The organism is Staphylococcus sp. FSL W8-0774 (genome assembly GCF_038006785.1).
Taxonomy (GTDB): Bacteria; Bacillota; Bacilli; order Staphylococcales; family Staphylococcaceae; genus Staphylococcus; species Staphylococcus pasteuri.
This window is the reverse complement of sequence record NZ_JBBOVW010000001.1, coordinates 2,406,968-2,431,896: the sequence shown is the minus strand read 5'-3', so window position 1 is coordinate 2,431,896 and position 24,929 is coordinate 2,406,968. Positions and strand designations below refer to the sequence as shown.

The 24,929-nt window shown below is 32.0% G+C and carries 27 protein-coding genes and 1 other annotated feature; of the genes, 9 read left to right on the top strand and 18 right to left on the bottom strand.

What is annotated here, in order from left to right:
- The first annotated feature begins 12 nt into the window (after positions 1 to 12).
- The 3 genes from uidA (at position 13) to NSQ15_RS11930 (ending at position 3,969) form a co-directional block, all read left to right on the top strand.
- A complete protein-coding gene (gene uidA, locus NSQ15_RS11940; protein ID WP_070451824.1) occupies positions 13 to 1,821 on the top strand; it encodes a beta-glucuronidase in 1,809 nt (602 codons plus the stop codon).
- A 568-nt stretch (positions 1,822 to 2,389) separates the two neighbouring features.
- Positions 2,390 to 3,574: an acetyl-CoA C-acetyltransferase gene (locus NSQ15_RS11935; RefSeq protein ID WP_070451827.1), complete on the top strand. Its 1,185-nt coding sequence runs from the start codon at positions 2,390 to 2,392 to the stop codon at positions 3,572 to 3,574.
- 140 nt (positions 3,575 to 3,714) lie between these two features.
- Positions 3,715 to 3,969, top strand: a complete 255-nt coding sequence (locus tag NSQ15_RS11930) for a type II toxin-antitoxin system Phd/YefM family antitoxin (protein ID WP_070451829.1) — start codon at positions 3,715 to 3,717, stop codon at positions 3,967 to 3,969.
- A 46-nt stretch (positions 3,970 to 4,015) separates the two neighbouring features.
- Here the strand turns inward: NSQ15_RS11930 and NSQ15_RS11925 are convergent, their stop codons facing one another.
- The 4 genes from NSQ15_RS11925 to NSQ15_RS11910 all read right to left on the bottom strand — a co-directional run bounded on the left by NSQ15_RS11925 (position 4,016) and on the right by NSQ15_RS11910 (position 6,621).
- The gene (locus NSQ15_RS11925) at positions 4,016 to 4,657 is read right to left on the bottom strand and encodes an LPXTG cell wall anchor domain-containing protein (RefSeq protein WP_070451832.1); all 642 of its coding nucleotides are present in this window, start codon (positions 4,655 to 4,657) and stop codon (positions 4,016 to 4,018) included.
- 199 nt (positions 4,658 to 4,856) lie between these two features.
- Positions 4,857 to 5,777, bottom strand: a complete 921-nt coding sequence (locus tag NSQ15_RS11920; protein ID WP_070451837.1) for a membrane lipoprotein lipid attachment site-containing protein — start codon at positions 5,775 to 5,777, stop codon at positions 4,857 to 4,859.
- A 29-nt stretch (positions 5,778 to 5,806) separates the two neighbouring features.
- Positions 5,807 to 6,127, bottom strand: a complete 321-nt coding sequence (locus tag NSQ15_RS11915) for a hypothetical protein (RefSeq protein ID WP_340747179.1) — start codon at positions 6,125 to 6,127, stop codon at positions 5,807 to 5,809.
- A gap of 14 nt (positions 6,128 to 6,141) precedes the next feature.
- A complete protein-coding gene (locus NSQ15_RS11910) occupies positions 6,142 to 6,621 on the bottom strand; it encodes an HTH domain-containing protein (RefSeq protein WP_070451840.1) in 480 nt (159 codons plus the stop codon).
- 691 nt (positions 6,622 to 7,312) lie between these two features.
- Between NSQ15_RS11910 and NSQ15_RS11905 the strand changes: the two genes are divergently transcribed.
- Positions 7,313 to 8,458: an MFS transporter gene (locus NSQ15_RS11905; RefSeq protein WP_154874776.1), complete on the top strand. Its 1,146-nt coding sequence runs from the start codon at positions 7,313 to 7,315 to the stop codon at positions 8,456 to 8,458.
- 515 nt (positions 8,459 to 8,973) lie between these two features.
- Here the strand turns inward: NSQ15_RS11905 and NSQ15_RS11900 are convergent.
- Complete coding sequence (locus tag NSQ15_RS11900; RefSeq protein ID WP_070451849.1) at positions 8,974 to 9,174, bottom strand: mobilization protein; 201 nt, start codon at positions 9,172 to 9,174, stop codon at positions 8,974 to 8,976.
- Between the two features lie 346 nt (positions 9,175 to 9,520).
- On the opposite strand from NSQ15_RS11900, the gene NSQ15_RS11895 reads away from it, so the two are divergent.
- Positions 9,521 to 9,763 carry a hypothetical protein gene (locus NSQ15_RS11895; protein ID WP_017638433.1) on the top strand — a complete coding sequence of 81 codons (243 nt, stop codon included), beginning with the start codon at positions 9,521 to 9,523 and terminating at the stop codon, positions 9,761 to 9,763.
- Between the two features lie 269 nt (positions 9,764 to 10,032).
- Here the strand turns inward: NSQ15_RS11895 and NSQ15_RS11890 are convergent, their stop codons facing one another.
- From NSQ15_RS11890 to NSQ15_RS11880, 3 genes are all read right to left on the bottom strand, one after another.
- Positions 10,033 to 10,665, bottom strand: a complete 633-nt coding sequence (locus tag NSQ15_RS11890) for a class I SAM-dependent methyltransferase (protein WP_070451852.1) — start codon at positions 10,663 to 10,665, stop codon at positions 10,033 to 10,035.
- Positions 10,666 to 10,857: 192 nt separating this feature from the next.
- Complete coding sequence (locus NSQ15_RS11885; RefSeq protein WP_046467340.1) at positions 10,858 to 11,040, bottom strand: hypothetical protein; 183 nt, start codon at positions 11,038 to 11,040, stop codon at positions 10,858 to 10,860.
- A gap of 41 nt (positions 11,041 to 11,081) precedes the next feature.
- A complete protein-coding gene (locus NSQ15_RS11880) occupies positions 11,082 to 11,255 on the bottom strand; it encodes a hypothetical protein (RefSeq protein WP_159333776.1) in 174 nt (57 codons plus the stop codon).
- A gap of 335 nt (positions 11,256 to 11,590) precedes the next feature.
- On the opposite strand from NSQ15_RS11880, the gene NSQ15_RS11875 reads away from it, so the two are divergent.
- Together NSQ15_RS11875 and NSQ15_RS11870 are read left to right on the top strand one after the other, a co-directional pair.
- Positions 11,591 to 12,193: a stage II sporulation protein M gene (locus tag NSQ15_RS11875; RefSeq protein WP_340747178.1), complete on the top strand. Its 603-nt coding sequence runs from the start codon at positions 11,591 to 11,593 to the stop codon at positions 12,191 to 12,193.
- A 52-nt stretch (positions 12,194 to 12,245) separates the two neighbouring features.
- Positions 12,246 to 12,425, top strand: a complete 180-nt coding sequence (locus NSQ15_RS11870; protein WP_017637511.1) for a hypothetical protein — start codon at positions 12,246 to 12,248, stop codon at positions 12,423 to 12,425.
- A gap of 72 nt (positions 12,426 to 12,497) precedes the next feature.
- Here the strand turns inward: NSQ15_RS11870 and NSQ15_RS11865 are convergent, their stop codons facing one another.
- Positions 12,498 to 13,037: an LPXTG cell wall anchor domain-containing protein gene (locus NSQ15_RS11865; protein ID WP_017637510.1), complete on the bottom strand. Its 540-nt coding sequence runs from the start codon at positions 13,035 to 13,037 to the stop codon at positions 12,498 to 12,500.
- A 447-nt stretch (positions 13,038 to 13,484) separates the two neighbouring features.
- On the opposite strand from NSQ15_RS11865, the gene NSQ15_RS11860 reads away from it, so the two are divergent.
- Positions 13,485 to 14,465 carry a tRNA dihydrouridine synthase gene (locus tag NSQ15_RS11860; RefSeq protein ID WP_340747177.1) on the top strand — a complete coding sequence of 327 codons (981 nt, stop codon included), beginning with the start codon at positions 13,485 to 13,487 and terminating at the stop codon, positions 14,463 to 14,465.
- A 224-nt stretch (positions 14,466 to 14,689) separates the two neighbouring features.
- Here the strand turns inward: NSQ15_RS11860 and NSQ15_RS11855 are convergent, their stop codons facing one another.
- From NSQ15_RS11855 to NSQ15_RS11840, 4 genes are all read right to left on the bottom strand, one after another.
- Positions 14,690 to 15,418, bottom strand: coding sequence for a CHAP domain-containing protein (locus NSQ15_RS11855; protein ID WP_070451861.1), 729 nt, complete (start codon positions 15,416 to 15,418; stop codon positions 14,690 to 14,692).
- Positions 15,419 to 15,820: 402 nt separating this feature from the next.
- On the bottom strand, positions 15,821 to 16,105 hold the full coding sequence (locus NSQ15_RS11850; protein WP_123186392.1) for a hypothetical protein: 285 nt from the start codon (positions 16,103 to 16,105) through the stop codon (positions 15,821 to 15,823).
- 464 nt (positions 16,106 to 16,569) lie between these two features.
- Positions 16,570 to 16,665: a type I toxin-antitoxin system Fst family toxin gene (locus tag NSQ15_RS11845; protein WP_108000192.1), complete on the bottom strand. Its 96-nt coding sequence runs from the start codon at positions 16,663 to 16,665 to the stop codon at positions 16,570 to 16,572.
- Between the two features lie 63 nt (positions 16,666 to 16,728).
- On the bottom strand, positions 16,729 to 16,812 hold the full coding sequence (locus NSQ15_RS11840; RefSeq protein ID WP_231290210.1) for a type I toxin-antitoxin system Fst family toxin: 84 nt from the start codon (positions 16,810 to 16,812) through the stop codon (positions 16,729 to 16,731).
- A gap of 94 nt (positions 16,813 to 16,906) precedes the next feature.
- On the opposite strand from NSQ15_RS11840, the gene NSQ15_RS11835 reads away from it, so the two are divergent.
- Positions 16,907 to 17,113 (top strand): DUF6440 family protein, encoded by a 207-nt coding sequence (locus NSQ15_RS11835; protein WP_070451864.1) that lies wholly within the window; start codon positions 16,907 to 16,909, stop codon positions 17,111 to 17,113.
- Between the two features lie 258 nt (positions 17,114 to 17,371).
- Here NSQ15_RS11835 and NSQ15_RS11830 read toward each other — a convergent pair whose 3' ends face one another.
- Genes NSQ15_RS11830 through NSQ15_RS11810 form a run of 5 tightly spaced genes read right to left on the bottom strand, consistent with a single transcriptional unit; the run spans position 17,372 to position 24,447 of the window.
- A complete protein-coding gene (locus NSQ15_RS11830; protein ID WP_070451866.1) occupies positions 17,372 to 18,115 on the bottom strand; it encodes a cyclase family protein in 744 nt (247 codons plus the stop codon).
- A gap of 21 nt (positions 18,116 to 18,136) precedes the next feature.
- Positions 18,137 to 20,383 (bottom strand): 5-methyltetrahydropteroyltriglutamate--homocysteine S-methyltransferase, encoded by a 2,247-nt coding sequence (metE, locus tag NSQ15_RS11825; protein WP_340747176.1) that lies wholly within the window; start codon positions 20,381 to 20,383, stop codon positions 18,137 to 18,139.
- Positions 20,380 to 22,218, bottom strand: coding sequence for a bifunctional homocysteine S-methyltransferase/methylenetetrahydrofolate reductase (locus tag NSQ15_RS11820; protein WP_070451870.1), 1,839 nt, complete (start codon positions 22,216 to 22,218; stop codon positions 20,380 to 20,382). The genes metE and NSQ15_RS11820 overlap by 4 nt, the downstream gene beginning before the upstream one ends.
- Complete coding sequence (gene metC, locus NSQ15_RS11815) at positions 22,172 to 23,347, bottom strand: cystathionine beta-lyase MetC (protein ID WP_340747174.1); 1,176 nt, start codon at positions 23,345 to 23,347, stop codon at positions 22,172 to 22,174. The genes NSQ15_RS11820 and metC overlap by 47 nt, the downstream gene beginning before the upstream one ends.
- Positions 23,344 to 24,447, bottom strand: coding sequence for a PLP-dependent transferase (locus NSQ15_RS11810; protein ID WP_124760232.1), 1,104 nt, complete (start codon positions 24,445 to 24,447; stop codon positions 23,344 to 23,346). Before NSQ15_RS11810 ends, metC begins: the two co-directional genes overlap by 4 nt.
- A gap of 62 nt (positions 24,448 to 24,509) precedes the next feature.
- Positions 24,510 to 24,888 (bottom strand) — a binding site (T-box leader).
- Positions 24,889 to 24,929: the final 41 nt, after the last annotated feature.

Genomic DNA, 24,929 nt, shown 5'->3' with positions numbered 1-24,929 from the left:
GAGGAGCTTAAGTTGTTATATCCAATATTTACAGAAACAAGACAACTACTTGATTTATGTGGAACATGGAAATTTAAATTAATTCAGCATCAAGAGAAAATTGATGTGAGTCAACCTTTAGATACAGATGAGGTCATGGCTGTTCCCGGTTCATTTAATGATCAAGGTGTGATTCAAACAATTAGAAATCACGTAGGTGATGTATGTTATGAACGCGACATCGTTATTCCTAAACATCTAAAAGGTGAACGCATTGTATTAAGATTCGGCTCTGTGACACATCACGCTAAAGTTTATATTGATGGACAAGAAGTCGTGACACATTCAGGTGGATTTTTACCATTTGAAGCGGATATTTCTGATATCGCTACTGTTGGTGCACACCGTTTAACAGTTGTTGTGAACAATGTTCTGACACACAGTACATTACCTGTAGGAAACTATAGTGAACGTACAGATAAAGACGGCAATGTGACACCTGTCAATGTACCTAACTTTGACTTCTTTAACTACTCAGGTATTCATCGCCCAGTGAAAATTTATTCAACACCTCAAACTTATATTGAGGACATTGTTATTAATCCTGAAGTAAAAAGTGAATCACAAAGTATTGTGAATTACAAAGTGAGCACACAACAACACGGTGATCAAATCGACAAAGTTAAAGTAACTGTTTTAGATGAAGAAGGAACAGTAGTCGCTGAACATGAGGGTACTGAAGGTCAGATTACTATTGAAAATCCACGTCTATGGGAACCATTGAATGCTTATTTATACAATATGAAAGTAGAATTATTAAATGGTACTGAGTGCGTGGATGTTTATACTGAACGTTTTGGTATTCGTTCAGTTGAAGTGAAAAACGGTCAATTCTTAATTAATAATAAGCCATTTTACTTTAAAGGATTCGGTAAACACGAAGATACTTTTTATAATGGACGTGGCTTAAATGAATCAGCTAATGTGATGGATATTAACTTGATGAAATGGATTGGCGCAAACTCATTTAGAACATCACACTATCCTTATTCAGAGGAAATGATGCGTCTAGCTGATGAACAAGGTATTGTTGTGATTGATGAAACAACTGGTGTTGGTATTCATCTTAACTTCGCAGTCGAACTTATTGGTGATGCCGAACAACAAGATACTTGGAAAGATATTCAAACACATCAAGCGCACAAAGAAGTGATTGAAGGATTAATTGAAAGAGATAAAAATCACGCATGTGTAGTAATGTGGTCTATTGCGAATGAACCAGCTTCTAATGAAAAAGGTGCGAAAGAATACTTTGAACCATTTATTAACCTAGCTAGAGTAAAAGATCCACAAAATAGACCAGTGACAATTGTTACAATTCTAATGGCGCAACCAGATGTTTGTGAAGTACAAGATTTAGTTGATGTACTTTGTCTCAATAGATATTACGGTTGGTACACACAATCAGGTGATTTAGAAAGTGCTAAAGAAGCATTGGATAAAGAATTGTCTGAATGGTCTAAGCGTCAACCTAATAAACCAATTATGTTTACAGAATATGGCGCTGATACAGTTGCAGGTATGCATGCGATTGATGATCAAATGTTTACAGAAGAATATCAATTAAGATACTATAAAGCCAATCATGAAGTGATGGATCAATATCCTCAATTTATTGGTGAACAAACATGGAACTTTGCTGATTTTGAAACATCAAATGGTATTATCCGTGTTCAAGGTAATAAAAAAGGTATCTTCACTCGTGATCGTAAGCCAAAAGCTATCGCACATTACTTTAAAGAGCGTTGGCATAATATTCCAGATTTCGGTTATAAATCATAATCGAACCCAAACCTTAACGAAGAGTTATAATGTAAGCTAAAAAATATAAAATATAAACAGACCAACATATAAAACCAACTAAAGCCTCCAACTTTAGTTGGTTTATTTTTATATACTGCTTTCAATTAGTACCCTTCCCAAGGTTCAGTTTTAGCCAGAAATACGACACAGATAAATCCGTGAATATTTCTAGGGTCTTCAACTAGTACGGTTTTCTCGGGGGTCTCGCTATAAATATGACGTATTAGTCTATAGATTTATTTTTAAATGCTGAATACTATTTTAATCATTTTAAAGAACTATATGAATACTCTAGTGTTTCATTTTCAATTGCTGTTTTAATTTAAAATAATGATGCTTGTTAATAGGCTCTTTCTGGTAAATATGAATAAAATTTTGGTAAAATGTCAACAATGAGTAAATAAAAATTTAGTCACTAACTTTTCATGTTAACTCAATTGATGAGTGATTTATCCATGATGTTATGGGTGAGGAAACGTTGATTTATTCATTAATGATGAAAACATGACATACCTATATATAAATGAGAAGGAGATGAATATGTCTTATGTCTAGAATCGTTTTAGCTGAAGCATATCGTACACCAATTGGCGTTTTTGGAGGTGCATTTAAAGACCTACCTGCCTACGAATTAGGAGCAACTTTAATACAACACATTTTAAAAACAACAAATATCGATCCTAAAGAAATTAATGAAGTTATCTTAGGCAATGTTTTACAAGCTGGCCAAGGACAAAACCCTGCACGAATTGCGGCGATGAAAGGTGGCTTACCAGAAACAGTACCATCATTTACAGTTAATAAAGTATGTGGATCAGGTTTGAAATCTATTCAACTTGCGTATCAATCTATTCTAGCTGGCGATAATGAAGTCGTACTCGCAGGCGGTATGGAAAGCATGTCACAGTCCCCAATGCTAATGAAAAATGCGCGCTTTGGATTTAAAATGGGCGACCAAAAATTAGTCGATAGTATGGTAGCAGATGGTCTAACGGACGTCTTTAATGACTATCATATGGGTATTACTGCTGAAAACTTAGTCGACAAATATAACATTAGTCGTGAAGCTCAAGATGAATTTGCAGCTCAATCCCAACAAAAAGCAGAAGCAGCACAAAATAGTGGCGCTTTTGACGCAGAGATTGTGCCAGTTGAAGTACCACAACGTAAAGGTGAACCTCTAGTAGTATCTCAAGATGAAGGCGTTCGCAAAGGAACAACAGCGGATAAATTAAGTCATTTAAGACCAGTCTTTAAAAAGGATGGCTCAGTGACTGCAGGTAACGCTTCAGGCATTAATGACGGTGCATCTGTGATGTTAGTGATGACTGAAGATAAAGCTAAAGAATTAAACATCAAACCTATCGCAGTGTTAGATGGTTTCGGTACAAGTGGTGTTGATCCTTCTATTATGGGTATTGGACCAGTTGAAGCGGTTAATAAAGTATTACAACGTACAAATAAATCAGTAGATGACATTGATGTATTTGAGTTAAACGAGGCATTTGCATCACAAGCCTTAGCTGTAAATCAAGAACTTCAATTACCAGAAGATAAAGTTAATACTAAAGGCGGCGCAATTGCGTTAGGTCATCCTATCGGCGCATCAGGTGCACGCATTTTAGTAACACTTTTACATCAATTAAACGAGGACAAACCAACAGGACTTGCCTCATTATGTATTGGTGGCGGACAAGGTATCGCTACAGTCGTTTCACGTTATGAAGATTAAATAGAGATATCAATTATGGTTTATTAAGGAAATAGTCGGAGAAGATATTTATATGTCCTCTTTCTAAATAGTATTAATAAATTAGAAACACTTTCGTTGAATTTATAATAAAATAAATTTAAACGGAGGTGTTTTTTATTATGACCGTAGTTTTTTATTCATATGCTATAAAAAATTTTAGAAGTCTGATAAATAAAGTGAATACTGATTTAGATTTTGTGATTATTACTACTAATGAACATAATGCTGTATTGATTTCCGAAAATAATTATAATGCCATCATGGAAACAATGTACTTACAACAATCACCGGCCAACGCTAAACATTTAGCTAAATCTATAGCTGATTTAGAACGTGGAAATACTACAGAAATAGATATGGATTCAAATGAATAATAAAAAAGGGAGTATCTATGATTTGAGATACTTCCTTAATTAGTTGTTATTGGTTTTTAGATACACGTCTGAATGTTAGTAATGAACCTACAGCTAATAAAATAGCTGCTACTGTTGTAACGAATGTTGTATTAGATTGTCCTGTTTCTGGTAATGCTTTAGCTTGTGATTGTTCTTGGGTATTGTTTTGAATTGTAGCATTACTATTTGTAGCTTGTGTTTGTTGATCGTTTTGTTGAGTATTTACTGTATTGTCAGTCGCTTTTTCTGATTGATTATTGTTTTGAGTAGCTACATTATTGTCAGTCGCTTGTTGTTGGTCATTACTTTTTGAATTATCAAAATCATATTTACCTAATTTATAAAATTCAGCATCAGAATCATCGTTTGATGCTAAAAGACCTGAACCATTTTCTACAGTTCCGTCTTTATATACTCTGATAGCACCACCGCCAACATTAGAAGCATTATGATAATTTAAAAGATAATAGTCTCCTTTATCTTGCGTTTTGTCGAACTTAACTCTGTCAGGATTGCCACCATTATTTTGCCAAACTGATGTAGCAATAGATTGAACATTATTACCATTTAATTGGTATTCAGATGCATTTGCATCATGTGTATTAACTCCTGTAAATAATAAAGTTCCTGCTAATGTTGTTGCACCTAATATGGTTAATTTTTTCATTTAAAAACACTCCTCATTATTTTTGTGATTTTTATTTATATTTCACAGTGATGATTAATCGTAAAATATAAATTTAGATAAATAGTTCGTCATGGTTTTTAACCTCCCAATACAGGTTTTTTAAAATGAAACAAGATAATGATTTATAAAATGAAAGACACCATAAATACAGTGATTAATGGTGCCTATACATAGAAGTTTATAAATTGTCGAATGAATGATCTTCTTTGTCTTTCTCTTGTTTGCCAGAATCGGTATCGTTATAATCAATAACTTTAGTTACGTCATCTTTGTCATCTTTAGTGACTTTAGTATTTTTTGGTACTTCAACTAATGTTAATTCTGAAATATATTGATCAATTTTAGGTTGATTGTCATTATCAACATCACTCGTTAATGTCGCAAATCCGGCAAATGTTTTACCTTTATATTCAAATGGCTCGATTTCGTAGTCTGACGATTGAGGGAAGTTACTTTTTAAGCCATCTTCATCAATTTTGTTATGGTTAGATAGCCAATCTGTTTTTTCTTCACCAATGTCACCACTCATATCCATTTCTCTTTGATAATCGGCTAATTGCACGTCTTCTTTGAGGACGTCACCTTTTTTAGTGTATAAAATAGTTTTCAAATCAGAAGGCTCGTATTTAATGTTGACTTTATTTTGGTCATCATTAATGCCATGATTCATCTCATATTCAGTTAATTTAGTTAATTTACGGTCAATATCTGAAACATCAGTACTAACAAGTTGGTCAAAACTTACTTGATCATTGATTTTGTCGCTATAGTTGTAACCTTGTCCGTCTTTAATATAGCCAATATTAGTGATACTGAATTTTTTCAAACTATCTTTTGGATGTTTGATGAAATCGTTGTTAGATACTTTTTCACTTGGAATACTATCGTTTTTTAATGTAACGATTAATTGTTCTTTTGGATTGTCTAACAATTGTTTAAGTTGAACAGTTTTAGTTGAATGATGTGAACTATCCTTAGTTTGATGTTTGTCTGATTCCGCTTTGTGACTTGAGTTAGACTGACCGTCGTCTTGATGTGATGTACTACAAGCTGTTAATAGTAATGTTGCGCCTAATATACTTACTAAAATTCTTTTCACTATAAAAAACATCCTTTGAATTTAAAATATTATTTCACACGTGTGAATGTAGTTTCGTCATCTGCTGCTTCACCGGGTTCTTCGGTAACTGTAAGTGTGTCATCTTTGACTTTAACGTAAGCTGTTTCACCTACCAATTTGATCTTAGCTAAATCTTTATGGTCTTCATCGTCTTTAATCGTTCCTTCAACTGTAGATCCTTCAATGTTAACTTTTAATTTATCGTCTTTAACTGTCAGTTCTTGACCTTCACTGTTTTTCCATTTTCCTTCAGCTTGTTTTGCGGGGCCATTAGAACAAGCCGCCGCAAAAGTAATTAGTAAAGTTAATAGTATTAGAAATTTTTTCATGTGAGGAATCTCCCTTAAATTTTATTTAATATATAGTTATTTTGTAATTTCCATAGTTCTTTGCTAAATGTCTCAATTAATGTTTGAGGTGACACCAAACGTAAAGAATGTCGATACATGAAACAGAGGTTAAGTGCATCAGACTCTGATATCGCAAGTACCACTGTGATTGTTTGACGTGTCCTTTGAATGGTATACGTTTCATATTGTTTGTTTAATTGTCTATAAAGTTGATAAGTCATTTCATAAGTTACATTGATATAAGTAGGGTTATTGTCTTGGGTGAATTGATATGATAAATAATAATTACATGTTGACTTTTCATATATTATTGTTTGATTATGTGTATTTAAAAATGACTTAATATCTTTAATATCTCTTTGAATCGTGCGTTCATTTGTATTAAAAAATTCAGCCATATGTTTAACGTTCACGTGATGGTTAGATAACAATTTTTTATAAATAGATAAAATTCTTTTTGTTTTGTACCCCACAGTGTCGTGCCCTCCCTAGCCATATTATATTGAAAAAGTTGCTTGATAATTGTCGTTTCAATGATTTTGTAGATATGGATTTAAAACGCTTTATCATGATGTTTTGAGTGTTTTAAGTTGGTAGAAATAAAAATAGAACCACTGACAAAATGTGTCGTGGTTCTAGTCGTCTTAGTAATGATTGATTTGTGATTATGGTGGGGCACTGTGTTTTATTAATAGTTCAATATAAACTTGAATATATGTCATGTCTCTTCCTCCTTTTTTACGTATTCAAGTTGTAAACTAAGAAACAATTGAAAATTGTTTCTCTTGAACTTGAACTTTGGAATGAACAAAGTTTCATTTGGAGGAGGGGATAGGGATGTGTTGCAGTATAAGGAGAGAACGTGCAGTTATAAATTATTTTTTCTTTGAAAAAATAATTTCGATTTTGGTTTTGTGGTGTGTGATGTTGAAAAAGTTGCGAGAGAAATGGTAGTGGGAGGTAGCAATGTATTTAAAAAGCCCCAAAGGTGGATTGAATATCCACTTTTGGGGTGATTGCTTTCGTATATCTCGTTAAATGTCTAAATAATATCGTTATCCTTTAAAAATATAATTCATTAATTGATTAATTGTAATTAATTTTAAAATTCAAATTAAAAGGATTACAATTATATATAGATAATAAATTTTAGAGGTGTTGGTCGTGAATATTAAAATTACTAAAATACTAGAATTAGCGATTTCATGGATTACGTTATTTATCATTGGTACGGATTTATTTGTCATATCGCCTTTGTTGCCAAACATTCAACAAAATTTTGATATCTCTAAATATGAAGCTAGTTGGTCTGTGACAGTATTTTCAATTATGTATGCTATCATGGCTCCAATATTTGGGATATTAGCGGATAAATGGGGGAAAAAACGTAATATAGTCGTTGGTTTAATCTTCTTTGCTTTATCTAATTTTTTAACGTTTTTAACTCCCAACTTTGTATTACTGTTAATTAGTAGAATAATTGCAGGTACCTCTGCATCTATGATTACATCTTCAGTGTTTGCGATAACAGGGGATCTCGCACCGTCTTCTAAAAAAGGACTATGGCTATCAATAGCAACTTCTGGATTTTTAACTTCAATTTGGATTGGTGCACCACTAGGAAATCTTTTAAGTAATATCACAAATTGGAGAACTGTCTTTTTATATCTTTCAATAGCTTCAATCATCAGTGCTATTTTAATCATATTTATATATCCAAATCATATTAATTCTGGAAGTGATCGTCAGCTTGATGCTAAAACACTTTCTCCTATTATCAAAGATGTTGTTGTGACTACATTTTGGGCATTTGCGATTTATGGTTTGTATACTTATTTAGGCAGTGCACTACGAGATATCAATCATTTAAATTCAAGCATTGTGGGAATTGCCTTTGTATTTTATGGTGTGGGAGCACTTGTAGGAAGTCTACTAGGTGGCGTACTTTCCGATCGTTTGAAAAATAATACATTGATTTCTAGCACATTTATCGGACTAGCCATTGCTTTAGTGCTAGTAGGGATTACGTTTAAAAATATCTATCTGGTTTATCCATTATTAACATTATTAGGTATTAGTGGCTATATTGTATTTTCAGCCTTTCAAGCCTTTATATCTAAACGCCATCGTGAAACATCCGGCAGTGCCATGTCATGGAATCAAACAGCAATGTATTTAGGCATCACATTAAGTTCTGTCGTTGGAGGTATTTTAATAGAAAACAGTCATATTGTATTACTCACTCTATCATGTGCGTTATCAGCAGTTTTAGGAATGTTTTGGTTTAAATCTCGAATAAAACATAACTGATATGTATAGCGGACTGTTTTAGAAAAATGGATGATTTTGTTGAACAGTGAATATGGCATATGTTCTTTATATTTTTGGTATTTTTTTAAAACGAAATTTGTATGTTTTATCAATGAAAAATCCCCTCAAAATTAGAAGTGGAATCTAACTTTGAGGGGATACATTTATCTATAATAATATAGTTTATTTTTTATTTTTCTTATTACGTTCGTTCATAGAAATGATTATCGGTAATAAACCACAACAAATCATGATTATGAATAAAATTTCAGCGTTCATGTTAAAATACCTCATTTGTTTAAATTATTTATGTTCTTTCACTTTTTGATAGGATGTATAAAATTTAACACTATCTACAAAAGCCAAAATTAATGGATATAAACTAGCCAAATAGTTGTGCTCATAAAAAATGAAATAGGCAGCAACAGTTAGACAAATTAAAAATAAAATAGTGGTTAAAACAAGCATTGATTTATGTTTTTTCATTTATTATGTTTCACCTCTATATATACAATTTAATCATTTCTATGTTCATCATCTTCCTTATTAGGTTTAGTTAAAATGTCTGTGGTAAATCCCCATACTGCGACAATAGCAACAAATAGCAATGAATATAAAGCATTAATGTAATCTGTTGTAATGACAAGTATTCCATATACGATTACAAATAAAGTTAAAAGTAAAAAAGAAATAGTTCTTATTTTAGATTTAGTCATAGTATATTCAACCTTTCACGTTACTTTTAAAATTCTATTTTTTATAAATAAGATTTTTAACGGGATTGCTAATGATTTTTAATGAAAAGCATATTTATTCATCTAGTTTTGATTATTGAATATAATGTTTATCATAAAAATACCCTTTTCATTAAAAAGTTCCTTATAATTCATGTTAACTTAAAAATACAATATTCATCTACATATTTTATTTATTTTTATAAAAATAAAGGAATTAGATTAAGATATTTAAAGTGAAAAATATTAAATTAAAATGAATAATTCATATATACCGATTACACATATAAATTAATATGTTATGTTGAAGAAAAAGGGTGTGGAAAATATGCTAACTAAAAACATAAAGTATCCATATACTAAATTCATTTTTGATGTTGTTGGTGTGGTTTCAAGCATTGGTCTCTTATTATTATTGATATTTAATTCTTACGCTAATTTTGAAAGTAATGGTAGTTCAGAGGTAGGAATTGAATGGACAGGAAATACTTTGGTTTCTGGAGCTATACTAATTGGTTTAATCGTAGTATGTGCTTGTGTTTCTTTTATCCTTAAAAAAATTAAACAATAATAGGGATTATATGTATTTGACTCGTATAATCGAATAGACAGTATTAAGGGAGTGGGACAGAAATAACATTTTTCCAAAATTTATTTCGTTGTCCCACCCCGGCAAGGTTGACTATAATTGAAAAAAGCTTGATACAAGTGCATTTTCAAATCAGTCAACTACTGCCAATATAAAATTTTAGCCTGAGACATTGATTTATGTCCCAGGCTGTTTGTATTTTAATTCAGCATTTGACTCAAATCATCTTCAATTTTTAGCCTTTTTAATCATCATTTGTTTTCTATAATGATTTCCCATGCAAAGGTGTTTTTTTGAGTGATTTTGTATTGGAAATCATTTTTCTTAAGTAAAGTGTCTATCTCTTCTAGATAGGGATAGTATTCGGTTTTTAAGTCTTCAACTAAATTAATGTAGTTCTTTTTTGTATACTTCTCTATAATTTCTTTTTTAGATAATTCATCTTTGAATAACGTATCTAATATAATAATACGTCCATCCGTATTTAAATGCCTTTTCATATTCTTAAACGCAGTATCTTTCTCTTTATAAGTAAGATGATGAAAAGAAAATGAAGCAACGATAAAATCGAATTTCTTAGTCGTAGGAATATCTAAAAAATGACCATATTCAATATTGATATTCTTATCTCTTTTGGCTACCTCACGCATTTCTTTTGAAGGATCAATAGAGAAAATATTTTTAATGTCATTATTTTTATACATTAACTCTGTTAAATTTCCGGTACCAGCACCAATATCTAGAACATCACCATAAACCTTTTTAGATATTTGTGAAATTAGATCGTTATAGTTATAAAATACATCATAATATTCCTCGTTATTACCATTAACTGTTTGGTCATAATCGTTTGCCCAATTTTTAAAAATATCCATAAACCGCATAAAGAAGTCCCCTTTTTGAGTAATCATATAGAAATCGTCAACTTTAAAATACTACTTTTTGTTTTATATTTCATCATATAAGTCTTATTACCTTATGGAATATGTAGGTTTTATTGCAAAGTCAGAAAAAAGACAACTTACATTAAAAGTTGCCTTTTGTATTTTAAGTCAATATTTGACTATGATAGTTTTTCAATTTTTAGATTTTTTGTTTTGATAATAGCGAGTAATTATCAAGGCAGTAATAGCACATGCGATGCCACCAATTAATCTAGCAATCCATATATTGATTGGAGCACTTTCAAAAATCATCAATACCATATTACCAACAAAAATAGATATAAAAATTATTAAAATAGTTCTTAATGTAGACATATCATCGACCTCTTTCATCTTTATGTACTAGCTTCGAACTTTTATTTATTTTTATCCTTCAGTAAATCAGAAGTTGGAGTGAAAAATAAAGCTAATATAATACTTGTTGCTAGACAGTCACCCCATGAAAAATCTTTACCTAAAATCCAGTCAATAACGTAATGAACTATAAAAATTAATATAAAAAAGAATAAAAATCTCCGAAGATGCTTCATAATAAAGTCTCCTTCTATGGCATTCTTTTTATTAAAATTGGAGTTAAATATTTTAATAAATCAATATTAATGATTTCTTTGTAGAAAAACATTTATTATTAACCAAATCATGTAATATTAAAATATTTAATAGAATAAAAAGTAATAAAATATTAACAAAGTTCTATAGCAGAATCTAATGTAGATGGAATATAATTAATAAATTCAGATTGTAAATTAAAAAATAAATTAAAAATTAATGGTAACTAGAAATCATTTTATGTTAAAAATATAAGAGAGAATAATTTTTTAAAGATTTAACATATTTTAAAACTTTCATTAATGAGGTGTGAGTAGTGTTCGAAATTAAAGATGAAAATTATGTAAAACGTGCATTCAAAGTATTTATTTGTACAATGGTTGTTTTGATGATCACATTTATATTAGCGCTTATATTTAGTCCCTCATTAGAGACATTCAAACATATTGGAGATAAAGTTAGTATAACTGCAACACATGGTTTAGGAAAAGTTTGGCAATATATTGTAAATAATGGTTTTAAAACTCCGTTACAAATGTTTATACTTTCTTTAATTCCAATTCCATTTTTATATTGCTTAAATTTAATATCTACTACAATCATAACTGGAATAATGTTTGGTTTTGCGATTAACTTTGATTTGCATAAAGCTACAATAATGGTAGTTTCATCGATTCCACATGCAATTATAGAATTACTAGCATTTTGTTTCGTAGTTAGTGCATTGTATAAATTTAATCAAGCAATTGTCAGAAAAGTAAGTAATATGTTTAGAAAAACTAAAAAAACTAATTATTCTATTAAATTAGCCTTTACTAACCTAATCAAAATCTATGTTTTAATTGCTTTACCTCTATATATTATCGCAGCCTTTTTAGAAACCTACTTTACAGATTTTATAAATAATATATTTGCTTAAATATATTTTGAGAGGCAAGTTTCTAAAATTAGAGTGGAGGTTTGAACGAGGTATGACAAAAAGAAACTTAAGATTATTATTTAATATTATCTTTTCTGTATTATTCGTTCTTTACTTTGGACTTGAATTTTTTACAAATATAAATGCGTTTTATTACTTTATACCAATTATCATTTTAATGATTATTTGTTTAATATTAAGAGATAAATTAGCGCCCAAAAATGGCAGATGAACTATGAAAAACATAAATAATAGAAAAAGAGTACAAAGCAATGCTTTGTACTCTAAATTAATCTATATGAACTTATTTATTATCTTTAGAAAAGCGTTTGAAAGTTAATAGTGAACCTGCTGCTAACATTACTGCTGCAATCATAGTAACTAAAGTTGTGTTAGATGTTTCACCAGTTTCTGGTAATGTTTGAGCTTCAGATTGTGATTGAGTATTGTCTTGAGTTACTGTGTTATCAGTAGCTGGTGTTTGTTGTTCATTATTTTGATTAGTATCTTCAGAACCAACTGAACCTTTTTGAACTAAATTACCATCATAATCATAAATATCACCAGTATCTTTCTTAACAAATAATGTTGTAGGAGATTGGTTGGGTTCTTCACCAAAAATAATTGGATAACTATTATCAACTGGATAATCTACATCATCTTGATAAAACTCAGTAAAGTTAGTACCTTCTTTAGGATGAAAGTTACTATTATTAGTTACTAAATTTCTCACACTATCTTCAGCTTGTGATTTAGATACGTTTTCAGCAGCGTGCGCATTAACCCCTGTAAATAATAATGCTCCTGCTAAAGTTGTTGCCCCTAAAATTTTAGTTGTTTTCATAAAAATATCTCCCATCTATAATTTTTTGAATATTGCAACTAAATAATAACATAGGCTACTAAATAAAAAAATAATATTTTTAAAATAATTCTTAGTATTTAGACAATACAAAATAATTGTCATTAAATGTCTATATTATTGGTTGAAGTATATAGTTTTATTTACAAAATCAAGGGGTTAACTTATTTGAAGGATATTTAAACTACGATCAAAAAAATAGGCATTCAGAAATAAGAATATTAGCCTTTAAATGTTAAATTGTATAACTAATAATAGAATAGAGTAGACATTTGTTTTATGATCATATGAATTTTAGACTACTTTTAGACATACTTGGATCAAGTGGGTGACTAGGCTAAATTCCTTTTGTATAAGTTCAGGATTTGTGGTAATATCATCATGCATAAAAATACGAGATACTAATAGATAAGAAGGTTTAAATATATCATGAAGGAAAATTTTTGGAGTGAACTACCACGTCCGTTTTTCATTTTAGCTCCTATGGAAGATGTGACGGATATTGTCTTTCGTCATGTCGTGAGTGAAGCGGCTAGACCGGATGTGTTTTTCACTGAATTTACGAATACAGAGAGTTTTTGTCATCCTGAAGGCGTGCACAGTGTTCGTGGACGTTTAACATTTAGTGAAGATGAACAGCCTATGGTTGCACATATATGGGGAGATAAACCCGAGCAATTCCGTGAGACGAGCGTCCGTTTAGCAGAGATGGGCTTTAAAGGCATTGATTTAAATATGGGCTGTCCTGTAGCAAACGTTGCTAAAAAAGGTAAAGGATCTGGCTTAATTTTACGACCTGAAGTTGCGGCTGAAATCATTCAAGCGACTAAAGAAGGCGGATTACCTGTAAGTGTTAAAACGAGATTAGGTTATTATGAAATTGATGAATGGAGAGATTGGTTGAGACACGTCTTCGAACAAGACATCGCAAATCTTTCTATCCATCTTCGTACACGTAAAGAAATGAGTAAAGTCGACGCACACTGGGAACTCATCGAAGCCATTAAACAATTGCGAGATGAAATTGCACCGAATACATTATTAACAATTAATGGTGATATTCCAGACAGACAAACAGGTTTTGAACTTGCTGAAAAATATGGCGTTGATGGTGTCATGATTGGTAGAGGTATTTTCCACAATCCATTTGCCTTTGAAAAAGAACCACGTGAACATACGAGTAAAGAATTATTAGGATTGTTAAGACTACATTTATCATTATTCCAAAAATATGATAAAGATGAAGCCAAACAATTCAAAAGCTTACGTAGATTCTTCAAAATATACGTAAGAGGTATCAAAGGTGCTAGTCAATTACGACACCAATTGATGGAGACAAAATCAATTGCCGAAGCACGTGAACTGCTTGATGAGTTTGAAGCTAATATAGTTGAGGACGTAGAAATTTAAGACGTAAGACTAATGTTGCACCCCAAAAGTTGGACTAAAATCTAACTTTATGGGGTGCATTTGTATAGGTAAATATTATAAATTTAAACACAACAAACACCTCTGTTAACCATATGGCTAGCAGGGGTGTTTTTGGATATTTATCGCATTTTTTAATCGCTTTTTTTATAAGTTAAACAGTTAAACATTTTCAAGTTTCAAAAACATATGTCGAATTCAAACTTTTATAAGTGGATATAATTATAAGATTTAGCTTGGCTAGCTGAAATCGTACGTGTATCTGTTACATAAGGTCCGCCTGAATAGTTCATTTCTGAAACAGTAACGGATCCATCACTACCGACACTTTCTACATAAGCTACGTGACCATAAGTACCTTCAGATGTTTGTAGGATAGAACCTTTTTCAGGACTATTGTCTACAGTGTAACCAGAAGATTGTGCTGCACTTGCCCAGTTGTTCGCATTGCCCCAAGTACTAGGGATTTTTCCACCAGTTCTATCATAAACGTACCAAGTACATTGTCCAGCAGTATATAAGTTACCAGATGTAGATGATGTTGTTTGTTTTGAAGTTGATGTAGTTGTAGATGAACTACTTGATGATGAGCTAGAGCTGCTTGAACTTGATGACGAACTATTACTTACTGATGTTGAATTTGATGTGTTGTTATTATGATTGAATGATTGTTGTTTAAACTGAGGTTGTTTATAACCGCTAGATTGATGATTATATTGCGGATGCCATTGACCATTCATTTGATTATAATTTTGATGATTTTGATGATTAAATTGTCCATTAAACCCTCTAGGTCCTTGTTGATTAAATTGTCCTTGTTGTTGAGGTGCTTGATGGTGATTATATTCTGCAGCGTCTGCATGATTAGCATTTATTCCTATTGCTGCTACACCGATGCCTGCTGTTAGAGTTGAAATTGTAACGATTTTTTTCATAATAAATAAGTCCTCCCAAAAATTTGTGATTCTACCATTGATTGAAGTAGCGATAGGTAGAATACACTGTCAGTTTTATTTATATTTTTTCGTCGCTCCCAACGACAAGGTTTACTCTAACAGAAGAATTTGAGGTTATGGGCGATGTTACGTTTTCGTAATTGAAATTCAACTCAGTTGCATATCTCCGTAACAATAGACTTTCCAATATTACTTGCTGTAACAAAACGTGAAGTGTAGATGTTTACTATATTAATTTAATATTTTGGCTTTATTGAATGCGCATTAACATTACAGAAAGTTGTAATAATTGAGAGAGAGGGATTTATGGTTAAAGTGATTAATATGAGTTCTATTATTTCTCAAAATAAAACAAGCACTCGTAGTTGAGTGCTTGTTAATTTATGTGAATAGAATGAATATGACGAATAGAGTAACAATAATAGATATGATGACTTCTTTCCAGTTTTTCTCTAAAGCATATGCCACAATTGATATTAATAATCCGGCAACAATAAAGATGCTCTCTACTGATTTAAAAGGAGAACCTCCATACATAGTATCCAATATGATACGAAGGATAAATATTAATATACCTATAATAATCAATGTCCCACTAGCTATATTCAAGTAAAAGGATAATTTGTTTATATTTGTGTTTTTCTCATCTTTATTAATAGTACTCATATTATCAACTCCAATTAGCATTCTTAAATAAAATTACCAATTCGTTTAAATTTATAGTAACAAAATTTTATGATGTTTTGGAAAAGAATCTGAAAAGGTTAATGATTTTTGTCTAGTCAATTTAACTTGATTAAAAGGGGATTCCAGTTTGGCTTTTAATTAAATACTTTCTTTTGAATATTTAGTCGATATATGAATGCTATTAGTCTATCATTTGCTTATGAATCCAAGGAAAATATTGAATATGCACTTAAGAAAATACGTGAATATGTAGATGGAATCTAAGGGAAATAGAAGAATTGTCTATTATAAATACAGGATAAAAAATAAAGGTTTGATATCTTATTCGATACATAAAGTATATTTATTTTTTTAGTGTATTATGTTACTATATAAGCAACAGTAGTGTTAATATTTCTTAGCTAATGATGTAGCTAAATAATTATTAGCACGACTAAAGTCACCTATTTATCGTTACGCTTACGTAGCCAATACGCAAACATAGCAACGATGCAGCCACTTATTGCAGTGGTCTTGATATGATTAAACACTTTATTTATATCATGCACCAAACCCCCTAACTACGCCTATAGTTAGGGGGTTTTTAGTGTGGCTAAAGTCACCTATTTATCGTTGCGTTTACGTTGCCAATGCGTAAACAAAGCAACGATGCAGCCACTTATCATAGTGGCTTGTTCATAGCATATGCTACTTTTCTTAATGGCAACCAAATTATACGTTTCAAATAATAGTTTAGTGAAATAGATAATTAGAAATTTATAATAAAGGAGGCTTTTATTGATGTTTAATAACAAAAAGAATGATAATCGCTTTAATGTAGAAAATGTCTCTAAGAACTCAAATGTACGTTGTTATGTATTAACGGATAAAGATACGGGCATTCAATATCTTGCAACGTGGGTAAGTACAGGTGGAGGCGTTACACCTTTATTAGATGAAAACGGTAATGTATCTAAAGTAGACACAACTTCATTGAAAGATGATTAATATACATAGGAGGTTTTACGTTGGTACCTATGATCATAGGTGGAATAGTAACAATCCTTATTTTAATAAGTATTAGCAAAGTTTTTAATGGTAATGAAAAGTAAAAGACTACATAAAATGATGTAATTAAAAATGCAACGGGTAGAGCGCACTTTAAATAGTACGTTATCCGTTGCATGATTTATATTAGGGGGTGTTTTATCGTTATTTTGGATATGTGTCAATGCTCAAGTATAGAACAGGGGGGCTCTATACTTACTAGGGCTTTATCGCAAATGCGCGAACTGGGAAACCAGGTGCGTCTTTAGGTTTAGGGCTGATTGCATAAATGACGGCACCACGTGTAGGTAATTGATCTAGGTTAGTTAATAATTCGACTTGGAATGTATCTTTCCCTAAAACATATCGTTCTCCTACAATATCGCCGTTTTTAGCAATATCAACTGAAGCATCAGTATCAAATGTTTCATGGCCAACTGATTTAATATGACGTTCTTCAATTAAGAACTTGAGTGCGTCTAATCCCCAACCAGGTAAATGCTGGTTACCATCTTCATCTTTGTTTTCAAATGCTTCAATATCTGGCCAACGTTTAGACCAATCTGTGCGCAGTGCAACAAATGTGCCATCTTCAATTTGACCATTTTCAGCTTCCCACTGTTCTAAATGTTCACGAGTTACAATAAAATCTGGGTTTTCTGCAACTTCTTTTGAAAAATCTAAGACAATCAATGGTAATACTAATTCTTTTAAATCTAATTCCGCAAGATATCTTTGATTTTCAACAAAATGAATAGGTGCGTCTATGTGTGTACCATATTGGGTTACAATATTCCATCTTTGCACATAGAAACCATGTTCTTTAACTGTAAATAATGTAGATACTTCACCTTTTTCAAAATCACTGAACCTTGGAATATCAGGGTCGAAAGTATGTGTTAAATCGACCCATGTTGATTCTTTCAATTGATTTAATTGATCCCATAAAGGATAGTTTGTCATAAGCATCACCCTTAATTTGTTTTATGCTGTTGTAGCATTATTTTCTTCACGTTTCTTTCTTACAGCGTTAACTAGTACAGTTAATGCTTCTTTAACCTCATCTTCTTTACGTGTTTTTAATCCGCAGTCTGGATTTACCCAGAATAATGAGCGATCAATTTGCTGTAAAGAACGATTAATAGCAGTTGTAATTTCATTTTCTGTAGGAATGCGAGGACTATGGATATCATATACCCCTAAACCAATACCTAAGTCATAATTAATATCTTCAAAGTCTTTAATCAAATCACCATGACTACGAGAAGTTTCAATAGAAATCACATCTGCATCTAGATCATGAATGGCATGAATGATTTGACCAAATTGAGAATAACACATATGCGTATGAATTTGTGTTTCATCTTTGACAGATGATGTTGCTAATTTAAATGAATGTACGGCATCTTTAATATATTGTTCATGGTATTCAGAACGAAGCGGTAAACCTTCTCGTAGGGCTGGTTCGTCTACTTGGATTACTTTAATACCATTTTCTTCTAATGCTAATACTTCAGCATCAATAGCTAGGGCGATTTGATCTTGTACTGTTTTGCGTGGGATATCTACACGTTCAAATGACCAGTTTAAAATTGTAACTGGGCCAGTAAGCATACCTTTAACTGGCTTATCAGTTAAACTTTGAGCATAAACAGTTTCTTTAACTGTTAGTGGCTCAGTCCATTTTACGTCGCCATAAATAACAGGTGGTTTTACAGCACGTGAACCATATGATTGAACCCAACCAAATTTTGTAACTAAAAATCCTTGTAATTTTTCGCCAAAGAATTCAACCATGTCATTTCGTTCGAATTCACCATGTACAAGTACATCAAGACCGATATCTTCTTGAATTTTAATCCAACGTGCAATTTCATTTTCTAAAAACTCATTATAAGCTTCATCTGAAATACGATTATTTTTCCAATCAGCACGGAATTTACGAACTTCTCGTGTTTGTGGGAATGAACCGATTGTTGTTGTTGGTAAATCTGGTAAGTTTAATCTTTCGTATTGTGCTTGCTTACGTTGTGAGAATGGTGATTGACGTTGTGTTGGAACACTATCAAAATCATACTCTAAGTTTTTGAATGATTGACTTTGGAATCGTTCATATCGAGATTTAAGTTCATCAAATTTAGTAGTGTCGTTGTCGTTAAATACACGACGTAAAGCATCTAATTCATCTAATTTTTCAGTCGCAAAGCTTAAACCTTCAGCAATAGATTCATCTAGCGTTTCGTCATCTAATGAAACAGGGACATGTAATAATGAAGATGATGGTTGAATAACAATATTTTGTGCATATTGTTGTAATGTTTCGATAAGTGATTTTTTAGATTCGATATCAGCAGCCCAAACGTTTCGGCCATCGATAATACCTGCGTATAAAGTTTTATTCTTATCAAATTCACCATCTTTAATTTGTTCTAAGTTGAATCCATGATCATGAACGAAATCTAATCCTAAACCACCAACTGGTAATGAACTTAAGAATTTAAGATTTACACGCTCAAAATATGTTTGAATAACTAATTTTTCTCCTAAACCTGCTTCTGCAAAATAATCATAAGCTTCTTTAGTAATACTTTCATAACTTTCACTTTCATCTGTAACCAAGACTGGCTCATCAACTTGGATATATTCAGCGCCAGCGTCAACAAGAGATTGTAGTACTTCTTTATATAATGGAAGTAACGTGTTTACTTTTTCTTCAAATGATTGGTGACCACCTTTTGATAATTTCACAAAAGTAATCGGTCCTACAATAACAGGGTGTGCATTAACATTAATTGATTGTGCATATTTAAATCGTTCTAATAATACATTATGATTTACTTTTGGCTCCGCGTTATTCCATTCAGGTACAATATAGTGATAATTTGTGTTAAACCATTTGATTAAGGCACTTGCGACATGTTCTTTATTACCACGTGCAATATCAAATAACAAGTCATCGTTGACTTCTCTGCCTTGGAAACGTTCAGGAATGATGTTGAATAATAATGATGTATCTAAGATATGGTCGTATAAAGAGAAATCACCTACAGGAATGCTGTCTAAATTATAATTTTTTTGTAGTAAAAGGTTCTCTTTGTGTAAGTCAGTTAGTGTTTGATCTAAAGTTTGTTTATCAATTTTTTGAGCCCAATAGCTCTCAATAGCTTTCTTCCATTCTCTTTTTCTACCTAATCTTGGGAATCCTAAGTTTGATGTTTTAATTGTTGTCATAATATTGCCTCCTTATGAGTGGTAATAGATTTTGAATATGCTGCTAGTTCTAATGAATAATCGACCTTTTGAAAAGGTGTGATAATGTACAATCCATTAAAGTATTCATGTACCGTGTCGATAAGTTCCTTAGAAAGTCTAAGGCTAAGTTCTTTTGTTTTTTCTTTATCATCTTTAACTGCTTTGAATTGATTAAGTACATCTTCTGACATTTTTATGCCAGGTACTTCGTTGTGTAAAAATAGAGCATTGTTATAACTTGCGATTGGCATAATACCTATAAAGAAAGGTGTGTTTAAGTGTTTCGTAGCTTCATAGACCTGTTTAATCTTTTCTTTACTATATACAGGTTGTGTTATGAAATAGCTCATGCCACTTGCTACTTTCTTTTCAAGGCGTTTAACTGCTCCATCAAGTTTTCTTACATTCGGATCAAATGCTCCGGCGATGTTAAAGTTCGTATGTTTCTTCAGCGCATCACCATCTGTGTTAATACCTTGGTTAAAGCGAAGTGCGATTTCAGTTAAACCTTTTGAGTTAACATCATAGACATTAGTTGCTCCTGGTAAATGACCGACTTTGGAAGGATCACCTGTAATGGCTAAAATTTCATTTACGCCAATTAATGATAGGCCTAACAGATGAGATTGTAAGCCTATTAGATTTCGGTCACGACAAGTAATATGAACTAACGGTTCAATGTTGAATCGTTGTTTGATAATACTTGCAGCAGCAATGTTACTAACACGGACAGTAGCTAATGAATTATCTGCTAGAGTGACAGCATCAATATCGGCATCATCTAGTTTGCCAATATTATTAAAGAATTGTTCAGTGTCTAAGTGTTTAGGTGTATCAAGTTCGACTATAACTGTAGGTCCTTGTTTCACCTTTGAAGTCAGAGACTGTTTGAAACTAATATCTTTCTCGCGATTAACTTTCTTATGAATTGGTATAACGTTTTTATGATTGATCGGTTTTAAATTAGAAACTGATGTTTTAATGTAATTAATATGTTCAGGAGTGGTGCCGCAACAACCACCTATTAATCTCACACCTTCGTGTATTAATTCCTGAGCTATATCACCAAAATATTGAGCGTTATCACTATATTTAAATTCACTATTCTTAATATCTAATAAGCTTGCGTTCGGATAGCAGGAAAGAAAAGCATTATTAGGTAATTCAATATGTGAAAATGAACGTTGCATATGATGTGGACCGTGATGACAATTGAGTCCTACAATATCTGCACCACATTCTACAAGATGTTTTAACGCATCGTTGATAGGTGTTCCATCTACCAAATAATTTGTATTTGAAGCGGTCAATTGCGCTACGATTGGAATGTCATATTTTCTTTTAGTAGAAACGATAATGCCTGTTAATTCTTCTAAATCATAATAAGTTTCGAATAATAGGGCATCTACACCTTCATCTACTAAAGTATCTATTTGATTTTCCGTGTGATATTGAATTGTTGAAAGACTTAATTCATCTTGTTTAACACCTCTAAAGCCACCAACTGTTCCTAATATGAAAGTGTCATTGTTTGCGGCTTTTTTAGCAATTTGGACAGCGGCTTTGTGAATTTCTTTAACTTTATGTTCTAAACCAAAGACTTTTAACTTTTCAAAATTGGCTCCATACGTATTGGTTTGAATAACATCAGCGCCAGCTTCTATATAGGATCGATGGATACGTTCAACCTTTTCAGGATGCGTTAAGTTATAAGCTTCAGGGCAGGTGTCCAAGCCTTCGGAATAAAGAATAGTTCCCATTGCACCGTCAGCTACTAAAACGTTGTTCTGTAATTTCTTCAGGAATTGACTCATTAAATGCCTCCTTTAAAGCGTAGTTGATGTCAGCAATGAGTTCATCCGGATTTTCTAATCCTACGCTTAAGCGGAATAATCCAAATGTAATACCTCTTTCGTTTCTAATATTTTCTGGTATTGCTGCATGTGACATGGTGGCAGGATGAGATAATATCGTCTCAACACCACCTAAACTAACTGACACGAGTGGGATAGTAAGGGCGTCTACAAATGCTTGTGCTTTTGTTTCATCTTTTAACCTAAAGCCAATAACTGCTCCACCGGTCTTAGCTTGTTTAAGATGTATTTTGTTATTTCCTGGGTAATATACTTCAGATATTTCATCTCTTTGATTTAAAAATGTTACAAGCTTTTCTGCATTTGTTACAGATTGTTTGAATCTGACAGGAAATGTTTTAAGATGTTTGGCTAATGTCCAACTATCATATGAGGATAAGGCATTTCCAGTGCCATTTTGTATTAAATATAATGCGTCAGCTACATCTTCACGATTAGTGATAACTGCACCAGCAAGTAGGTCGCTATGCCTACCTAAAAATTTGGTTGCACTGTGAATGACAATATCTGCACCAAGTTCTAGAGGGGATTGACCTAGTGGTGTCATAAATGTATTGTCAACTGCCAGTAATAACTGATGTGTTTTAGCTATTTTTGCAACGGCTCTTATATCTGTCACTTTAAAACAGGGATTAGATGGTGTTTCAACATAAATTAACTTTGTATTAGATTGAACAGCTTTTTTAATATTTTCTGAATGAGTAGCGTCTACTGTTGTAAACTCGATATTAAATCGTTTTAAAATATCTTCTGTTAAGCGAAAAGTACCACCATATACATCATTAGGTAATATGACATGGTCACCAGTTTTTAAAGTAAGTAAAACTGCAGATATTGCTGCTATGCCAGAAGCAAAAGCATATCCATATTTTCCATTTTCTAAGTGTGCCAATTTTTCTTCTAAAATTTTTCTGTTTGGGTTACCACTTCTTGCATAGTCATATAACTGATTGCCACCAAGTTTATCTTGGTGAAATGTTGATGAATCATAGTAAGGTGGATTTGCTGAAATATAATCTTTTCCGCGTCGTTCATCAAAAATCACTTCAGTATCTATTGATAAATTCATGAAATCACTCCTAATTTTGAATGCGCTAAAGCTTGAATAATATCTGCTTCAATATCGTTATAATCTTCTATTCCGACTGATAATCTAATTAACTGTTCATCGATACCACGTTTGTCTTTCTCTACGTCAGGCATGTCAACGTGAGTTTGGGTATAAGGGAATGTAATAAATGTTTCAGTACCGCCTAAGCTTTCAGCAAATATACAAATATCTAAATTTTCCAAAAATTTAGGGACTCTAAACGCCTTATTGAGGCGTAAACTTAACATTCCAGTGCGACCACTATATAGTACTTCATCAATTGCTTCTAATTCCTGACATTTAGTAGCTAATTTTTTAGCATTTTCTTGAGAACGGTCAATACGAAGATGTAATGTTTTAAGCCCTCTTTGTAATAAATAGCTATCTAAAGGGGAAAGGGTAGCACCTATCATATTATGAAATTGTCCCAATTCTTCAGCTAAACTTTCATCTTTAACTGTTACTACACCAGCTAAAACATCATTGTGTCCGCCTATATATTTGGTTGCTGAATGTAAAACAATATCAGCGCCTTCTTCTAATGGTGTTGAGAGATATGGCGTTAAAAACGTATTATCAATGATTGTTAGTAAATGACGTTGTTTACTTAATACGTAATATGGTGTGACATCAATATCTATCATTTGCGGGTTTGAAATAGGTTCAATGAAAAGTGCTTTTGTTTGTGGTGTGATTGCCTTTTCAACTTCTTCATAATTTAGAAAATCAACGTATTTAAACTTCACGCCATATTGTCGTTCATAGAAATCAAATAATCTAAAAGTGCCGCCGTATAAATCAAAAGCGACTAAGACTTCATCTCCTGGTTTGAATAAATTACAAACTAACTGAATTGCAGCCATTCCGCTAGATGTCGCAAATGATGCAACACCTTTCTCTAATTTGGCGAATGATTCTTCAAATGCTGAGCGAGTAGGATTTTTAGTTCTTGTATAGTCATAACCTGTTGACTGACCTAGTTGAGGATGTTGGTAAGCAGTTGATAAATATATTGGATTTGCGATAGCTCCTGTATGATCTTTAGTTAAAGCTATTTGTGCTAGTTCTGTATCCTTCATTACTAGACCCTCCTTAATTAAAATAAAAAAGCTTCCGTCCTTTAAACCCGATAGATTCGGATGTAAAGGACGAAAGCTTTAGTTTCGTGGTACCACCTTTGTTTGCTACTTTATTGCTAAAGTAACCTCTATCAGTACACCATATTGCTAAAATAAGAGGCACTGATAAATAATAAGAATCACAAAATTATCATTAAAAAAACTCATTAATTCAAACTGAAGAAATGAGTATTAACGATAAAATGTGCGTCTAGAAATTCCAGTACGCCATTTAACAAAATGTTAATACTGTATCGCTATAACGGGCGAACCCGTTGATACCTCGTATTGGCATCAACACTCCAAGGCCATTTTCAAACTTTCTTTCAATATCTTCTCTCAGCTTGTGAAGATTCTCTGTATAAGCAGTGTAAGTCTTACTTTCCTTTTTATAGTGTGTAAAATGTTTCGTTTTGTAATTGTTAATACATAGCTTACATATA

Bases quoted from the DNA above. Each gene is read 5' to 3' on its own strand.
- NSQ15_RS11930 (WP_070451829.1), top strand. From the start codon at position 3,715: ATGACCGTAGTTTTTTATTCATATGCTATAAAAAATTTTAGAAGTCTG.
- NSQ15_RS11890 (WP_070451852.1), bottom strand. From the start codon at position 10,665: ATGCGGTTTATGGATATTTTTAAAAATTGGGCAAACGATTATGACCAA.
- NSQ15_RS11880 (WP_159333776.1), bottom strand. From the start codon at position 11,255: ATGAAGCATCTTCGGAGATTTTTATTCTTTTTTATATTAATTTTTATA.
- metE (WP_340747176.1), bottom strand. From the start codon at position 20,383: ATGACAACAATTAAAACATCAAACTTAGGATTCCCAAGATTAGGTAGA.
- metC (WP_340747174.1), bottom strand. From the start codon at position 23,347: ATGAATTTATCAATAGATACTGAAGTGATTTTTGATGAACGACGCGGA.
- NSQ15_RS11860 (WP_340747177.1), top strand. From the start codon at position 13,485: ATGAAGGAAAATTTTTGGAGTGAACTACCACGTCCGTTTTTCATTTTA.
- NSQ15_RS11830 (WP_070451866.1), bottom strand. From the start codon at position 18,115: ATGACAAACTATCCTTTATGGGATCAATTAAATCAATTGAAAGAATCA.
- NSQ15_RS11850 (WP_123186392.1), bottom strand. From the start codon at position 16,105: ATGAGTACTATTAATAAAGATGAGAAAAACACAAATATAAACAAATTA.
- NSQ15_RS11870 (WP_017637511.1), top strand. From the start codon at position 12,246: ATGACAAAAAGAAACTTAAGATTATTATTTAATATTATCTTTTCTGTA.
- NSQ15_RS11835 (WP_070451864.1), top strand. From the start codon at position 16,907: ATGTTTAATAACAAAAAGAATGATAATCGCTTTAATGTAGAAAATGTC.
- NSQ15_RS11820 (WP_070451870.1), bottom strand. From the start codon at position 22,218: ATGAGTCAATTCCTGAAGAAATTACAGAACAACGTTTTAGTAGCTGAC.
- NSQ15_RS11915 (WP_340747179.1), bottom strand. From the start codon at position 6,127: ATGAAAAAATTTCTAATACTATTAACTTTACTAATTACTTTTGCGGCG.
- NSQ15_RS11900 (WP_070451849.1), bottom strand. From the start codon at position 9,174: ATGACTAAATCTAAAATAAGAACTATTTCTTTTTTACTTTTAACTTTA.
- NSQ15_RS11935 (WP_070451827.1), top strand. From the start codon at position 2,390: ATGTCTAGAATCGTTTTAGCTGAAGCATATCGTACACCAATTGGCGTT.
- NSQ15_RS11855 (WP_070451861.1), bottom strand. From the start codon at position 15,418: ATGAAAAAAATCGTTACAATTTCAACTCTAACAGCAGGCATCGGTGTA.
- NSQ15_RS11885 (WP_046467340.1), bottom strand. From the start codon at position 11,040: ATGTCTACATTAAGAACTATTTTAATAATTTTTATATCTATTTTTGTT.
- NSQ15_RS11925 (WP_070451832.1), bottom strand. From the start codon at position 4,657: ATGAAAAAATTAACCATATTAGGTGCAACAACATTAGCAGGAACTTTA.
- NSQ15_RS11810 (WP_124760232.1), bottom strand. From the start codon at position 24,447: ATGAAGGATACAGAACTAGCACAAATAGCTTTAACTAAAGATCATACA.
- NSQ15_RS11895 (WP_017638433.1), top strand. From the start codon at position 9,521: ATGCTAACTAAAAACATAAAGTATCCATATACTAAATTCATTTTTGAT.
- NSQ15_RS11865 (WP_017637510.1), bottom strand. From the start codon at position 13,037: ATGAAAACAACTAAAATTTTAGGGGCAACAACTTTAGCAGGAGCATTA.